Genomic DNA, 15,707 nt, shown 5'->3' with positions numbered 1-15,707 from the left:
CTGCACAAATTAATCCTTATGACAATAAATAACTTAGCAGTGATACAAAGAACGTTTCACTGCTAAGTTCCTGATTGTCTAGAGGATTAACTGATTTGCTCCACTTTAATATTAGGAGGGATTATTCATGGCACAAGCGCCGTTAACATTAGCCGAAGCAACAGACAAAGCAAAAGAACTACGAGCTCAGTTAAATCAGTATTCCCATGAATATTACGTTGCTGATACACCGACCGTAGAAGATTATGTGTATGATCGCTTGTATAAAGAATTATCAGACATAGAAACCGAATATCCAGATTTGATCACTTCTGATTCGCCAACGCAGCGTGTTGGGGGGAAGATTTTACAAGGCTTTGAAAAAGTCACACATGAAGTGCAGATGTATAGTTTGAATGATGGTTTCAGTAAAGAAGATATTTACGATTTTGATGAACGTGTCCAAAAATTAGCTGGAAAACCAGTGAGTTATTGCTGTGAGCTAAAAATTGACGGACTGGCTATTTCACTAAAATATGAAAATGGTAAATTTGTTCAAGGCGCAACTCGTGGTGATGGAACAGTCGGTGAAAATATCACGGAAAATTTAAAAACAGTTAAATCGATTCCTTTAGAGTTGAAAAAGCCAATTTCAGTTGAAGTTCGTGGCGAATGCTACATGCCAAAACAATCATTTGTTAATTTGAATAAAGAACGGGAAGAAGCTGGACAAGATGTCTTTGCTAATCCAAGAAATGCAGCAGCAGGAAGCTTACGTCAGTTAGATACAAGTATGGTTGCCAAAAGAAATCTTAGTACCTTTTTGTATACTGTAGCTGATTTTGGTCCAATGACGGCACAAACGCAGTACGATGCGCTGAATGAATTATCAGAAATCGGTTTTAGAACCAATCCTGAAAAAAAACTATGTCAAACAATTGATGAAGTTTGGGCTTATATAGAAGAGTACCATGAAAAAAGATCAGAATTACCTTATGAAATTGATGGAATCGTAATCAAAACCAATGAATTTACGATTCAAGATGAATTAGGTTTCACCGTTAAGGCACCTCGTTGGGCGATTGCCTATAAATTTCCGCCAGAAGAAGCACAAACGATCGTGGAAGAAATTGAATGGACGATTGGACGTACTGGTGTTGTAACACCAACCGCTGTGATGCAGCCTGTCCGTGTAGCTGGGACAACGGTCAGTCGAGCGAGTTTGCATAACGCTGATTTCATTGCAATGAAAGATATTCGGTTGAATGATACGGTGATTATTTATAAAGCTGGCGATATTATTCCAGAAGTTGCCCAAGTCTTGACCGAAAAACGGGATGAAAACAGTCAACCTTATGAAATTCCAACGCACTGTCCAGTTTGTAATAGTGAATTAGTTCATCTGGATGAAGAAGTTGCCTTACGTTGTATCAATCCAAAATGTCCAGCTCAGATCAAAGAAGGACTAAATCATTTTGTATCTAGAAATGCGATGAATATTGATGGCTTAGGTCCTCGCGTATTAGAGCAAATGTATGACAAAGAGTTGGTCAAAGACGTAGCTGATCTCTACTTTTTAACACAAGAGCAGTTGATGACGTTAGAAAAAATCAAAGAAAAGTCGGCCAGTAATATTTATCAAGCAATTGCCGCAAGTCGTGATAATTCTGTAGAACGCTTGATTTTTGGTTTAGGGATTCGTCACGTTGGTTCTAAGGCAGCCAAAGTGTTAGCAGAACATTTTGGTGATTTACGAGCGATCAGCAAAGCGACTAAAGAAGAAGTCGTGGCATTAGACTCAATGGGTGAGATCATTGCGGATAGTTTAGTGACTTATTTTGAAAATGAAGAAGTACACGAATTGATGGACGAGCTGACCAAAGCAGGCGTGAATTTTGAATACAAAGGGATTCGTACGTCTCAATTAGAAGCTGTAGAATCGCCATTCAAAGATAAAACAGTGGTTTTAACTGGAAAACTTACACATTATAATAGAGAAGAAGCGAAAGAAAAAATCGAAAATCTAGGCGGAAAAGTAACGGGCAGTGTTTCAAAGAAAACAGATATTGTGGTTGCTGGTGAAGATGCCGGTAGTAAATTAACCAAAGCACAAGATCTTGGTGTTGAGGTATGGGATGAACAACAAATGGTCACCGCATTAGATAATAGCTATACAAAAGAGTCAGACGAATAGCTGAAAAATGAAACAAATCGAATTTTCGGTGCTATTTTTTACATTTTCAGACTATTTTCTTCCATCTCTTTCAAAAATTCTTAGAAATTTATGATAGAATAAGAAAAAAGCTGTTTTTTAACGTGAAATGTCGTTTAACAGTATAAAAATGAACTAGTGAACTCTTGATTGAGTTTTTCTAAAGGAAAGAAGGGTATCCATGGCAATCAGCGAAGAAAAAGCAAAACATGTAGCCAAATTGTCTAAACTGTCTTTTTCTAATGACGAGTTAAAAGACTTTACTGATCAATTAGGCAAAATCATCGACATGGTAGAATTATTAGAAGAAGTAGATACAGAGGGCGTTCCATTTACCTCTAATGTTGCACAGTCGATCAATGTAATGAGAGAAGACGTAATAACACCTGGTATGGATCGCAATGAATTAATGAAAAACGTACCTGAATCAGAAAATGGCTATATCAAAGTGCCAGCAATTATCGACAATGGGGAGGCTGGTGCATAATGGAAAAATTATATGATAAGTCACTAACAGAACTGCATGATTTACTTGTGTCAAAAGAAATCACAGCAACTGATTTAACGCGAGCTACATTGAACCGTATCAATGAGACCGAAAAAGATGTGGATTCATTTATTACGATTAATGATGAAAAAGCCTTAGAGCTTGCAAAAGCTATCGATCTTAAAGGTATTACAGAATCAAATCCTTTAGCAGGTATTCCAATTGGGATCAAAGATAACATTGTAACCAAAGATATTTTAACGACAGCAGCATCAAAAATGCTCCACAATTTCAACCCGATTTATGATGCAACGGCTATGGATAAAGTATATCAAGCAGATATGATTCCTGTTGGGAAATTGAACATGGATGAATTTGCGATGGGCGGAAGTACCGAAACATCATACTTTAAGAAAACCAAAAATGCTTGGGATCATTCTAAAGTTCCTGGTGGCTCATCAGGTGGTTCAGCTGCGGCGGTTGCAGCCGGTCAAGTCCCAGTTTCATTAGGAACTGATACAGGTGGTAGTATCCGTCAACCTGCATCATTTAACGGAATCGTTGGGATGAAACCAACTTATGGACGTGTGTCTCGTTTTGGGTTGATCGCATTCTCTTCTAGTTTGGATCAAATTGGTCCATTGACAAGAAATGTTAAAGATAATGCTTTAGCATTAAATGCAATTAGTGGATACGATGAAAAAGATGGCACTTCTGCAGGCGTTTCAGTCCCTGATTTTACTGCTGGTTTAACAGGAGATATCAAAGGGATGAAAGTGGCTTTGCCAAAAGAATATCTTGGTGAAGGTGTGGACGCTGGCGTTCGTGAAGCTGTCCTTAAAGCGGCAGAAACATTTAAAGCTTTAGGCGCAACGGTTGAAGAAGTTAGCTTACCTCATTCTAAATATGGTGTAGCTGTTTATTATATCATCGCTTCATCTGAAGCAAGCTCAAACTTACAACGTTTTGATGGTATTCGTTATGGCTACCGTTCTGAAAACGTGAAAAACCTTGAAGATGTGTATGTAAATTCACGTTCTGAAGGGTTTGGTATAGAAGTAAAACGTCGTATTATGCTTGGTACATTCTCATTAAGTGCTGGACATTATGATGCACACTTTAAAAAAGCTGGACAAGTAAGAACATTGATCAAACAAGACTTTAATAATGTCTTTGAAAAATACGATATCATCATTGGTCCTGCGTCACCGACTGTCGCTTTTGGTTTAGGTGAAAATATCAATGATCCAATCACAATGTACATGAATGATTTACTAACAATTCCAGTTAACTTAGCTGGATTACCTGGTATGTCAATTCCAGCAGGATTCTCAGAAGGATTACCTGTTGGTCTACAAATCATTGGTAAAGCTTTCGATGAAAGCACAATGTATAAAGCAGCATATGCGTTTGAACAAGCGACTGATTTCCATACGAAAAAACCTGTGATCTTAGGGGGGAATGACTAATGAATTTTGAAACTGTCATCGGACTTGAGGTCCACGTAGAATTAAAAACAAATTCTAAAATTTTTTCACCTGCACCCGCTCACTTTGGGGCAGAACCAAATAGCAATACAAATGTGATCGACTGGGGTTATCCAGGCGTATTACCTGTAATGAATAAACAAGCACTTGAATTTGGGATGAAAGCAGCGCTTGCGTTAAATTGTGAAATCTCTAAAGATACACATTTTGACCGTAAAAACTATTTCTACCCAGATAATCCCAAAGCTTACCAAATTTCTCAATTCGATCAACCAATCGGTCATGATGGCTGGATTGATATTGAAGTGGAAGGTAAAACAAAACGTATTCGTATCGAACGTGTGCATTTAGAAGAAGATGCTGGTAAAAATATTCACGGTGACGGTGGTTATTCTTACGTCGATTTGAACCGTCAAGGAACACCTTTGATCGAGATCGTTTCAGAAGCGGATATGCGTTCGCCAGAAGAAGCGTATGCTTATTTAGAAGCAATCCGTTCAATCATCCTCTTTACTGGCGTTTCAGATGTGAAAATGGAAGAAGGCTCAATGCGCTGTGATGCCAATATTTCTTTACGTCCTTATGGTCAAGAAGAATTTGGAACAAAAGCAGAGCTTAAAAACCTAAACTCAATGAGTTTTGTTAAAAAAGGTCTTGCCTTTGAAGAAAAACGTCAAGCAAAAGTATTATTATCTGGTGGCGAAATTCAACAAGAAACACGCCGTTTTGATGAAACAACCAATAAAACATTATTGATGCGTGTTAAAGAAGGTTCAAGCGATTACCGTTACTTCCCAGAGCCAGATGTTCCTCGTTTTGCGATCGATGATGAATGGATCGAACGTGTTCGTCAAAGCTTGCCAGAAATGCCAGCTTCTCGTCGTGCTCGTTACATCAACGAACTAGGCTTACCAGAATACGATGCAATGGTTCTAACTCTAACGAAAGAAATGTCTGATTTCTTTGAAGCTGCATTAAATGAAGGTGCAGATGCCAAGCAAGTATCTAACTGGTTGATGGGTGAAGTGTCAGCTTACTTGAATAGTGAAAAAATCGAATTACCAGATACGAAATTAACGCCTGCCAATTTAGCGGGCATGATCACATTGATTGAAGATGGTACAATCAGCTCTAAAATTGCTAAAAAAGTCTTTAAAGAGTTGATTGAAAACGGCGGGGATGCGAAAGAAGTTGTCGAAGCAAAAGGCTTAGTTCAATTATCAGATCCGTCACAATTATTACCGATCATCAATGAAGTATTAGACAATAATCAACAATCTGTAGATGATTTCAAAAATGGAAAAGATCGTGCAGTAGGATTTTTGGTTGGGCAAATCATGAAAGCAACGAAAGGGCAAGCTAACCCAGGTGTTGTAAATAAATTACTACAAGAAGAATTAGCAAAACGCTAGAAAGCAGCAGATGATTATGAAAAAAGCAAGAGTGATTTATAATCCAACTTCAGGTAAAGAGCTAGTCAAAAAAAATCTAGCTGATATTCTTTCCATAGTGGAAGAATGCGGATATGAAACTAGTGCTTTTGCTACAACTCCAGAAGAAAATTCCGCTAAGAACGAAGCACGCCGAGTTGCTGAATTAGGGTTTGATCTAATTGTTGCAGCCGGTGGTGATGGAACAATCAATGAAGTCGTAAATGGTATTGCTCCGTTAGAAAAGCGACCGTCTATGGCGATTATTCCAGCTGGAACAACTAATGACTATGCAAGGGCACTAAAAATTCCTAGAGACAATATTGTGAAAGCAGCAGAAGTTATCAAAAAGAATCAAACCGTCAAGATGGACATCGGTAAAGCAAAAGATAACTATTTTATCAATATTGCAGCTGGCGGTCATTTAACTGAATTGACATATGAAGTTCCTTCAGAGCTTAAAAGTATTTTCGGATACCTAGCTTATTTAGCAAAAGGAGCAGAAATGTTGCCAAGGGTCAAACCAGTAAAAATGAGGATGGAATATGATGAAGGTGTTTACGAAGGGAATGCTTCGATGTTTTTCTTAGGCTTGACCAATTCAGTTGGTGGCTTTGAAAAAATTGCACCTGATGCAAAACTCGATGATGGGAAATTCTCATTGATCATCGTAAAAACCGCCAATGTATTTGAGATTTTACATTTGGCTGCATTAATGCTAAATGGCGGTAAACATATCGAAGATAATCGTTTGATCTATACAAAAACCAGTTATTTGCATGCGGAAACACTTGAACCAAATAGTCGTATGATGATCAATTTAGATGGTGAATATGGTGGTGATGCACCAATGGAATTTACGAATTTACATCAGCATATTGAAATGTTTGCCAATGCAGATGCAATTCCATCTAATGCGATTATGGGCTCTGTTTTAGATGATTATGATGAAGAGGAAGACGAGTATTTTGAAACAAGTAAAGAGTTTGTAAAAGAAGTTGAACGTCTAACTGAAGAAGATATTGATGGTGATGGAAAAATCGCTGATAAAGAAAAATAATTTAAGCAACAAAAAGTATCCAAGGCAAGTTTGCCTTGGATACTTTTTGTTGCAGCGGGTCGAAGCACTTCAGTTATATATAAGTTTATAACAAATAAAAAATGAGCTAAAGATAGCAGGTATACTATATATAGATTTATAATATTAAAAAACACAATATGTTGTATAAAAAATATCTCATAATCAATAATTGAGAAGGATTCTCATTGACTTAGGACGAAAACAGGGGTAAATTTAATAGGTCGTCATCTTTGCAGAAAATGATAAATAGGGCAAGTGAGAGGGTTGTTTGATATGAGGTCAAATTTTATTATTAATGACTTTAAAGGATGGAAAAGAAAGAACTATCTTTTTTTATTTGCAATGATTTTGGTACAATTAATCGCTTTTGTTTTTAATCCATCCAGCTGGATTACACTAGTGGGTGGTTTGTCCGGGATTATTTGTGTTAACTTAATTGCCCAAGGAAAAGCTAGCAATTATATATTTGGTTTTATAAGTGCGCTGATCATCGGCTATTTTGGATTTAAAACTCGAGTATACGCAGAAGTTCTACTTCAAAGTTTTTACATTGTAATGGATATTACAGGTTTGTATACATGGTTAAAAGTCAGCGAAGATGGATCAGGTAATGTGACAGATGTAAAAACTTTAAAAGGCATTCAATGGCTCTATGCAGGATTCGTTTGGCTGGGAATCGGCATTGTTGCTTATTCTATTTTAGGTTTCGTCAATGATGCACAGCAATTGCTGGATGCAGTCACATTTAGTGTGTCGGCAACAGCGATGCTATTGATGATCAAAAGATATCAGTCACAATTCGTTTTTTGGTTGTTAGGTAATTTGTTTTCTATAGTATTATGGTTTAGAGCGGGGATCCATGCTGGGGGAGACTATGCATTGTTTGTCATGTACTGCATGTATACAATCAATTCTATTTATGGCATGATCCATTGGCTAAAAATTAAAAAAAATAATTATTAATAGGTAGGGAGTTCGATGGCAGTGATCGTTTTAGCAGGTACAATTGGTGCAGGGAAATCAAGTTTAACAGAAATTATTTCAGAACATTTAAAATCAGAAGCTTTTTATGAATCAGTTGAGGATAATGAAGTATTACCCTTATTTTATGCAGATCCTAAAAAATATGCATTTTTACTACAAATTTATTTCTTAAACAAGCGATTTGATAGTATTAAACAAGCACTTTCTCATGAAAACAATGTATTGGATCGTTCGATCTATGAAGATTCTTTATTATTTCATTTAAACGCTGACTTAGGAAGAGCGAATGAGACTGAAGTAAAAGTGTATGATTCTTTATTAGAAAATATGCTGCAAGAATTGCCTTTTGCAGCGAATAAAAAGCGCCCAGATTTATTAGTGCATATTAAAATATCATTTCCTAAGATGTTGGAACGTATTCAAAGACGGGGACGAACTTATGAGCAAGTAGAACAAGATCCAGCTTTGTATGATTACTATAAAGAATTGAATAAACGCTATGAAAAATGGTTTGAGGAATACAATGAGAGCCCTAAAATCCAAATTGATGGAGATAAGTATGATTTTATCGAAAGTGAAGAAGCAAAAAAACAAGTGATTCAGCTGATTGAAAATAAACTAGCTGAAATCAATTAAATAGAAAAATTGATTTTTACTTCTTTTAGCTGTAGAAACAAACTCTCTATTGCTTTTCTAACATTTTTTCATTAGAATGAGAGAAGCGCATTAAAGAAGGAGCGACTTATGAATAATTTTCCCGTGAACAAAAATGAAACAATCGAAGTTGATATTATTGATCTGACACATGAAGGAATGGGTGTTGCCAAAGTTGATGGTTACCCGCTTTTTATAGAAAATGCCTTACCTGGTGAAAAAATCGAAATCAAAGTACTGAAAGTCGGCAAAAGTTTTGGTTATGGAAAAGTCTTGACCATCTTAAAATCAAGCGAAGACCGTGTACCAGTTAAAGACGCTAACTTTACTAAAGTTGGGATCAGTCCATTACAGCATTTAGCATACGGCGCTCAATTGACTTTTAAAACAGACCAAGTGAAAAATGTGATGCAGCGTGTAGCAAAATTACCAGATGTTCCAGTGCTGGATGCAATAGGCATGAACAATCCTTGGGGTTACCGCAATAAAGCTCAAATTCCAGTAAGAAAAATTGAAGACAAACTACAAACGGGTTTCTTTAGAAAAAATAGTCATGACCTAATTCCATTAGAACATTTCTATATTCAAGATCCTAAAATCGATGATGCAGTTATCAAAATCCGTGACATCATGAGACGTTATAGCATCAAACCTTACAACGAATCAGATAATACAGGTAACTTACGTCATATTGTCGTTCGTCGTGGTTACCACACAGGTGAAATGATGGTTGTTCTAATTACTAGAACACCAAAACTATTCCCCTCAAGTAAAATCATTCCGGATATTTTAGAAGCTTTACCGGAAGTTGTTAGCATCGTGCAAAATGTGAATCCAAAGAGAACTAATGTGATTTTCGGAGATGAAACGATTCTATTACATGGTGAAGATAAAATGATCGATACGATTTTTGATTTGAAATTTGAAATTTCTTCTCGTTCATTCTACCAAGTAAATCCGCAACAAACGGAAGTGATGTACAATAAAGTTAAAGAATACGCAGCATTGACTGGTAAAGAGATTGTTGTAGATGCGTATTGTGGAATCGGTACGATTGGTTTAACATTGGCGAAAGATGCAAAACACGTTTATGGTGTGGAAGTCATCGAAGAAGCAGCGAAAAATGCTGAGAGCAATGCAAAATTAAACGATATCACGAATGCAACATTTACAGCAGGATTAGCTGAAGAAGCATTACCAAGAATGATCGAAAATGACATAAAACCAGATGTTGTGATCGTTGATCCACCACGTAAAGGCTTAGAAGCAAGTTTAGTGGAAACGTTGATCGAGACAAAACCGGACCGTATTGTTTATGTTAGCTGTAATCCAGCAACATTGGCACGAGACCTTGCCTTACTCGTTGAGGGCGGCTTTGAAGTAAAAGAAGTACAGCCGGTGGATAACTTCCCGCAAACGACTCATATCGAGTCAGTTACTTTGCTAACAAGGACGGTGTAAATATGGATACAAAGAAAAAAATGTTAGAGTTAATCAAGAAGAAACAAGGTGGAGGCAGATCTGAAAAAATGGAGAAGCCTAAAAATGACCGCAGAAACATGCGTAAAGGTCCGAAAATTTATAATAAGTAGTTTGAGGAATAGCGCCTGAAAACAAATTTAAAAAGCAAATCAAAACTATCTGTTAGTTTTGATTTGCTTTTTTAGTTTCCTAGAACTCTTTTTGTATAAACATCGATTTTATAATCAAGCATGTCAATTCCCTCTTGAATTTGTTTCATTTCGTTTAGAGCGTTCTCTTTTTGCTTTTTCAATAAATCTAATCGATCCTGATTTGTTTCATCACCTTCATACCACCAAATAAGATATTGTTTTAAATCGTCAATCGTCATCCCTGTTTTTTTTAAATGCATAAAAAAATCGATCCACTCTTTATTGCGATCATCATAAATCCGAATATTATTTTGATCTCTTTTCACCGTAAGCAATCCTTCTTTTTCATAAAAACGTAGAGTATATGGCGTAAGGCCAGTCATTTTTGAGAATTCATTTATTTTGTAGCCCATTTTGGTTTCCTCCCGTGTTATTACTTTTTTCATTTTAACACTTAGAGTTAACTCTAGGTCAAATGAAATAGGGTATGTTCTGCAATTTTGTTTTTTTAACGAAAAAGGTTATTTAGCACCTCTATAGTATTTCCTACTTTTATCTTATGTGGTAACATTAAGTTAAGTATTTTTTGGTTAATGGTTGGAAATATGAGTTTATTAAATAAAAAAGTTTTAGAATAGTTCTAAGACAAATTAATTTGTTTTAAGAATTATCAAAATCAATCAGAAAGGAGTTTGGAATGGTAAGAAGTAAAATCCTCGATGTTCATATACACACTTATCGAACAGATCTTAAAATGTCTCAAGATGAGCTCGCAAATAAAGTAGGCGTTGTAAGACAGACGATTATTAATTTAGAAAAAAATAAGCACAATCCTTCTTTGTTATTAATGTATGCTATTTCAGAAGTGCTGGGGACTACGATTGAGCAACTTGTTACTTTTGATAAGCTAGACGATAATAACCATAAAAAATAATTGATTATAATAGTGTGTTCTCGTAAAATGGTATCAAAAGAATAAAGTTGAATCGGATCAAGGATAACATAATTGAAGCATTAGCTTTTATTATGCGAGATACTCTGTTTTTTATTTCCAGATAGTTGAACAAAAAAGTTTTAGACTCAGGAGAATCTTAATGATAGAAACGAAAAGATTGATTATTCGAGAAATCGAATCAACAGAAACAGATCTAAATGCGTTGAACACACTATTATCTGATAAAGAGGTTAATAAATATCTTCCTTGGTATCCCATGAAAGACATAAATGATACAAAAAAATTCTATAAAGAACATATCAAACCGTACTACAAAGAAAATGATGGTTATTATTTTGTAATCTGTCTTAAAGAGAACAACCATCTAATCGGGTATATCGCAGCAAGTGGCAGTGAGAGTCATGATTTCGGCTATGGCCTTCAAAAAGAGCATTGGGGCAAAGGTATAGTGACAGAAGCAAGTGAGGCAGTTATCGATTTTTTAAAAATACAAGGCTGGGCTTTTATTACAGCTACGCATGATATAGATAATATTGGAAGTGGCAAAGTCATGCAAAAAAATGGGATGAGTTACAACTATTCGTATAAGGAACAATGGCAACCTAAAGATATTAAAGTGACCTTTAGAATGTATCAACTAAATTTTGATGAGAATCAAGACAGAGTTTATATGGAGTATTGGGATAAGTATCCAGAGCACTTTATCGAGGATTTATAGAGGGAAAACTTCTTTTGAAAAAAAGTAAATCGTTAAGCAAAATTTGTAGAATAGAAGAAAGAGTAAGTACTTTTTTATGCATGTGTTCTTAGTGATAAATAGAAGTTTTTCCTTAATAGTCTTTTCTGGAAATCTTCACATAAAAAACAAACAGTTGTTTAATCTATATTGGTAAAATGGTTGGTTGGTAGTTTACTAAAAAGGAATAGCATCATAGTTAAACAACTGTTTGAAATAGTTGGCTCTGCAAAACCACTATTTTTTATTTTAAAGCTAGAGTCTGTCTTCCGCCAGACAGAATCTAACTATCACTGGTGCACTGGGAATTATTTATTACTTTTAGCTACTTAGTTTTGTAGATCTAGGAAATTATTTGTTTGCATGTTTATTTTTTTATCATTTGTTGTTGTACGCATTGACTCGGCAACTTTTTTAAACTAAATAGAAAAGCACGGTGGCAAATAATTTCAGTAACATCAGCTCGTAAACACCAAGAGATGAATATAGAAAAGGGTTAAGAAAAAAGGAGAACTTGGTGTTTACTATTTATAAAAAGAGCGAAAAAAATACGGTATTGATCACCAACCAATACCGTGCAAAAGCTCAATAAGACATCATTAACTCTCCAAATAATAAAACTTGTAAAAAAAAGCTAGTATTTCTTACAAATTTTAGGTAAAATGAATGAGTCAATGCGCATTGACCTGGGCAACTTGTATTGTCAGTTTGTGCTGACGATACAGGGCTCTGTAAGAGGATTTGCGGTCTTCTTACAGAGTGCCTGTTTATTTTGTTTTTCGCTCTAATTATCTGAAAATAAATTCAAAACCAAAAAAAATGATATTAGTCAGCAACTAATACCATGAAGCGTTCGCTAAATATGCATGAACTAATTCATTGAAATCGTAAAAATGACTAGCAATCTTTTCTTACTTTTAGTACAATGAGAATAGTCAATGAACTATTGACGGAGGCAACTTGTATTATTAGTTTGTGCTGATAATACAGGGCTCTGCGGGATGATTTGCGGTCCTCCTGCAGAGCGCCTTTTTTTATTTAATTTTGTAATATTATCTTAACTTAAAGGTAGGAGTTTCGTCAATAAGTTTTTTAAAATAGTAAAATTTAAACGCAATGAGTAAAAAGTAGGTCTGGTGTTATAAGTATCAGCCTTTTTTTGCTATAGAAATTCTTAACCTTTTGTTCGGTAAGGAAAAAAGAAGAATATAGGCTAACGCGCAATCTGAAATCCATTTATCATTGTAAGATTAAGAAGTCTAATAAAATACCGATAAAAATAGGCCGAGACAAAAGCGTTCAGCTTATTTCCGAAGGATCTGCTTTTTTCTCGCCGTTTATTCGGATTTAGAGCGCGAAACAAAACTGTTTTTTAGTTTTGTCCCACGCTCTTGATTCTTATTTTATCTTTGGGGAAGATAATTAAGTAACTCTCTATGTCTAAATAATAATAGATTTAAATCAGTTTTACTACTTCAATAATTTCTTATCGATGAAACTTTTTTGAATAAGGTGTCCAATATATAATCTATTCTCTCCAAAATTTTGTATAATCAATTTTTTCTTGAATGTTATAATCAATGATTTTTTTCAATAATGAAAAGTCGATCGGCTGATCCCAAGTGATTTTAATGATATTATCAGTATGTTGATAACCAGATTTTTCAATAGCCTCTTTGAATGCTGAAATCGCGACAGTTTCTGGCGCAATTGAAAGATGTTTTTTAGACGAGCTGTATGCAATAATGAATGTTCCATGGTCAGTAAACATAGGTTGGTTCCATTTTATGACAACGTTGAATTGGGGATATGATTTCATCGTCCAATCAAACAACTCTTCTGCGCGTTTACGATGTTCGGGTTCGCTGATAGTTGAAAAAAATTCATTGATATCTTTCATCGCTGTGTCCTCTTTTCTTTCTAGTTATTGTTTTCTTTATTATAATATAAGAGTGATCTTGAAGAAAATATTTACTTTAACAAGAATGATTTATTAGGTAGGAGGGATATACTAATGGAAACCTATATAGCCTTGTTACGTGGTGTGAATGTTGGTGGAAAAAATCGAGTGGTCATGGCAACTTTGAAAGAGCGCTTTGAGCAACATGGATTTAAAAATGTGGTTACGTATTTGAATAGTGGAAATGTTATTTTCTCTAGTGAAGTAACAGATATTTTACAACTAACTGACGAGTGTGAAAAATTGATTGAAAAAGAGTTTAAACTCACTATCATAGTGACGATCATCTCTGCTAAGGCTTTACTGACAGCGTTAGAAGAGATACCAAAATGGTGGAATGCGGATAAAAAATCGAAACACAATGTCATTTTTGTGATTCCGCCAACGACAACAGAAGAAGTGATTGCATCTGTCGGTGAAGCGAAAGCAGGCTATGAAAAAGTAGCATATCATGAACGAGTTATTTTCTGGTCAGCACCAATAAAAACATTTTCTAAAAGCCGTTGGTCAAAAATCGTTGGCACCAAGATGTATAGTCGAATTACGATTAGAAATGCGAATACAGTAAATAAGCTTGCCGAGCTAGTACAAAAAAATTAATAAATAAGGATACTGGATACCGAAAGAGAAGAACTTAGTTCAATATAAATCCTCAAATAGTTTGAAAATCAGATGTAGCTAAAATGATTTTCAAGCTATTTTTATACCATATTGAATCTAATCAATTTTATGCTTATAATGGATATTACGTTAAAAAAATGGAATTGTGTTGGGGGAAAATAAAAATATGGCAGTTATAAAAAATAGTCTATTTATGATCAAAAGAGCTGGTTTGTTGTATAATATGAAACCTTGCTGCAGTAACAAAAGTTGTTGAAAAAGAAGCCGTTATTCGAACACCAAAGAAAACGAATAAAGTAGGAAATAAAATCTGTCATTTTTGTGGAGCACCAATGCCTTCAAATGAATTAGTTTGTTCTTACTGTAGAATGGAAAGTACACAGTAGAAAGTTGAGAAAATAATGAACTTAAAAAAAAGTATCAAGATCTATATAGGCATTCTCGCCATTTTTATCGCAATCATTCTAGCTTATGTTGGCTACGTTTATTTTAGTTACTCTAGAACCGCGGACAACTTGCCTATTGAAATCAATCAAAAAGCTAAAGTAAAACAAGCATCGACTGATAAGGAATATAAAATCACAACCTTCAATATTGGCTATGGCTCTTACACACCAGATTATACATTCTTTATGGATGGTGGCAAACAATCAAAAGCTGTAAGTAAAGACAGTGTGATCGAAAATATTTCTGGCGTGATCGATACGACTAAAAAAATCAGTCCTGATTTTGCCTTATTTCAAGAGGTTGATGAAAAAGCGACCCGTAGTCGTAATGTGGATGAAGTAGCGCAACTCAATCAGCAATTCAGGGACTATTCTAGCGTATTCGCATCGAATTACGATTCAGCGTTTCTGATGTATCCGATTCTAGATCCAATCGGAAAATCAAAATCAGGTATTTTAACCTTAAGCAATAATATCATTGAAGCAAGTACCCGCTATAGCTTACCAATCGAAACGAATTTTAATAAATTTTTTGATTTAGACCGTGCGTTTACTGTATCAAAAATCCCTGTTGAGAATGGCAAATATCTAATGCTGTATAATGTTCATTTATCTGCCTACATCAAAGACCAAAAAATCCAAAAAGAACAAGTCCATAAATTATTTGATCATATGGAAAATGAATATAAAAAAGGAAATTATGTTGTTTGTGGTGGTGATTTTAACCATGATCTGCTAGATTCTTCGACTGAGACTTTTAAAAATGATACCACAGAAGAATACACATGGCTGCAGCCTTTTCCTAAAAAAGAATTACCAGAGAATTTAAAAGTTGCGGCTTTAAGTGAAAGAAAAATACCAGTGCCATCAGTTCGCAATTTGGATAAACCTTATAAAAAAGGAGAGTCGTTTGTAGCGTTGATTGATGGATTTATCATTTCAGAAAATGTTGAGAACGTTAGTGGAAAAGTGATTGATGCTGAGTTTAAAAATTCAGATCATAATCCTGTTGTGATGATGTTTAAGTTGAAAAAATAGAAAAGAAACGAAGCCATTTATTTC

The 15,707-nt window shown here is 35.0% G+C and carries 15 protein-coding genes; 13 read left to right on the top strand and 2 right to left on the bottom strand.

Annotated features, from left to right (window positions below):
- Positions 1 to 127: 127 nt before the first annotated feature.
- The 9 genes from ligA to I583_RS17070 all read left to right on the top strand — a co-directional run bounded on the left by ligA (position 128) and on the right by I583_RS17070 (position 9,906).
- Positions 128 to 2,173, top strand: coding sequence for an NAD-dependent DNA ligase LigA (gene ligA / locus I583_RS09850; protein WP_010760632.1), 2,046 nt, complete (start codon positions 128 to 130; stop codon positions 2,171 to 2,173).
- Between the two features lie 199 nt (positions 2,174 to 2,372).
- The gene (gene gatC, locus I583_RS09845) at positions 2,373 to 2,678 is read left to right on the top strand and encodes an Asp-tRNA(Asn)/Glu-tRNA(Gln) amidotransferase subunit GatC (RefSeq protein WP_010760633.1); all 306 of its coding nucleotides are present in this window, start codon (positions 2,373 to 2,375) and stop codon (positions 2,676 to 2,678) included.
- Complete coding sequence (gene gatA / locus I583_RS09840) at positions 2,678 to 4,147, top strand: Asp-tRNA(Asn)/Glu-tRNA(Gln) amidotransferase subunit GatA (RefSeq protein ID WP_010760634.1); 1,470 nt, start codon at positions 2,678 to 2,680, stop codon at positions 4,145 to 4,147. The genes gatC and gatA overlap by 1 nt, the downstream gene beginning before the upstream one ends.
- Positions 4,147 to 5,577 carry an Asp-tRNA(Asn)/Glu-tRNA(Gln) amidotransferase subunit GatB gene (gatB, locus tag I583_RS09835; protein ID WP_010760635.1) on the top strand — a complete coding sequence of 477 codons (1,431 nt, stop codon included), beginning with the start codon at positions 4,147 to 4,149 and terminating at the stop codon, positions 5,575 to 5,577. The genes gatA and gatB overlap by 1 nt, the downstream gene beginning before the upstream one ends.
- A 16-nt stretch (positions 5,578 to 5,593) precedes the next feature.
- The gene (locus I583_RS09830; RefSeq protein WP_010760636.1) at positions 5,594 to 6,655 is read left to right on the top strand and encodes a diacylglycerol kinase; all 1,062 of its coding nucleotides are present in this window, start codon (positions 5,594 to 5,596) and stop codon (positions 6,653 to 6,655) included.
- A 294-nt stretch (positions 6,656 to 6,949) separates the two neighbouring features.
- A complete protein-coding gene (gene pnuC / locus I583_RS09825; protein ID WP_010760637.1) occupies positions 6,950 to 7,639 on the top strand; it encodes a nicotinamide riboside transporter PnuC in 690 nt (229 codons plus the stop codon).
- Between the two features lie 15 nt (positions 7,640 to 7,654).
- A complete protein-coding gene (locus I583_RS09820; RefSeq protein ID WP_034682934.1) occupies positions 7,655 to 8,296 on the top strand; it encodes a deoxynucleoside kinase in 642 nt (213 codons plus the stop codon).
- 108 nt (positions 8,297 to 8,404) lie between these two features.
- The gene (rlmD, locus tag I583_RS09815; protein WP_010760639.1) at positions 8,405 to 9,775 is read left to right on the top strand and encodes a 23S rRNA (uracil(1939)-C(5))-methyltransferase RlmD; all 1,371 of its coding nucleotides are present in this window, start codon (positions 8,405 to 8,407) and stop codon (positions 9,773 to 9,775) included.
- A gap of 2 nt (positions 9,776 to 9,777) precedes the next feature.
- Complete coding sequence (locus I583_RS17070; RefSeq protein ID WP_010760640.1) at positions 9,778 to 9,906, top strand: hypothetical protein; 129 nt, start codon at positions 9,778 to 9,780, stop codon at positions 9,904 to 9,906.
- A gap of 71 nt (positions 9,907 to 9,977) precedes the next feature.
- Here I583_RS17070 and I583_RS09805 read toward each other — a convergent pair whose 3' ends face one another.
- Positions 9,978 to 10,340 (bottom strand): MerR family transcriptional regulator, encoded by a 363-nt coding sequence (locus tag I583_RS09805; protein WP_010760641.1) that lies wholly within the window; start codon positions 10,338 to 10,340, stop codon positions 9,978 to 9,980.
- Positions 10,341 to 10,624: 284 nt separating this feature from the next.
- Between I583_RS09805 and I583_RS09800 the strand changes: the two genes are divergently transcribed.
- Positions 10,625 to 10,861 (top strand): helix-turn-helix transcriptional regulator, encoded by a 237-nt coding sequence (locus I583_RS09800; protein ID WP_010760642.1) that lies wholly within the window; start codon positions 10,625 to 10,627, stop codon positions 10,859 to 10,861.
- A gap of 160 nt (positions 10,862 to 11,021) precedes the next feature.
- Positions 11,022 to 11,600: a GNAT family N-acetyltransferase gene (locus I583_RS09795; RefSeq protein WP_010760643.1), complete on the top strand. Its 579-nt coding sequence runs from the start codon at positions 11,022 to 11,024 to the stop codon at positions 11,598 to 11,600.
- Positions 11,601 to 13,146: 1,546 nt separating this feature from the next.
- On the opposite strand, the gene I583_RS09790 is transcribed toward I583_RS09795, so the two are convergent.
- On the bottom strand, positions 13,147 to 13,518 hold the full coding sequence (locus I583_RS09790; protein ID WP_010760644.1) for an iron chaperone: 372 nt from the start codon (positions 13,516 to 13,518) through the stop codon (positions 13,147 to 13,149).
- A 114-nt stretch (positions 13,519 to 13,632) separates the two neighbouring features.
- Here I583_RS09790 and I583_RS09785 point away from each other — a divergent pair, with 114 nt between their 5' ends.
- Together I583_RS09785 and I583_RS09780 are read left to right on the top strand one after the other, a co-directional pair.
- Positions 13,633 to 14,178 carry a DUF1697 domain-containing protein gene (locus tag I583_RS09785; protein ID WP_010760645.1) on the top strand — a complete coding sequence of 182 codons (546 nt, stop codon included), beginning with the start codon at positions 13,633 to 13,635 and terminating at the stop codon, positions 14,176 to 14,178.
- 422 nt (positions 14,179 to 14,600) lie between these two features.
- On the top strand, positions 14,601 to 15,683 hold the full coding sequence (locus I583_RS09780; protein WP_010760646.1) for an endonuclease/exonuclease/phosphatase family protein: 1,083 nt from the start codon (positions 14,601 to 14,603) through the stop codon (positions 15,681 to 15,683).
- Positions 15,684 to 15,707 lie beyond the last annotated feature (24 nt).

Origin of the sequence: Enterococcus haemoperoxidus ATCC BAA-382 (genome assembly GCF_000407165.1) — a bacterium.
In the GTDB taxonomy this organism is placed as follows: Bacteria; Bacillota; Bacilli; order Lactobacillales; family Enterococcaceae; genus Enterococcus_L; species Enterococcus_L haemoperoxidus.
Note: the sequence above shows the minus strand (reverse complement) of the source record. Positions and strands in the feature narration are given on the sequence as shown.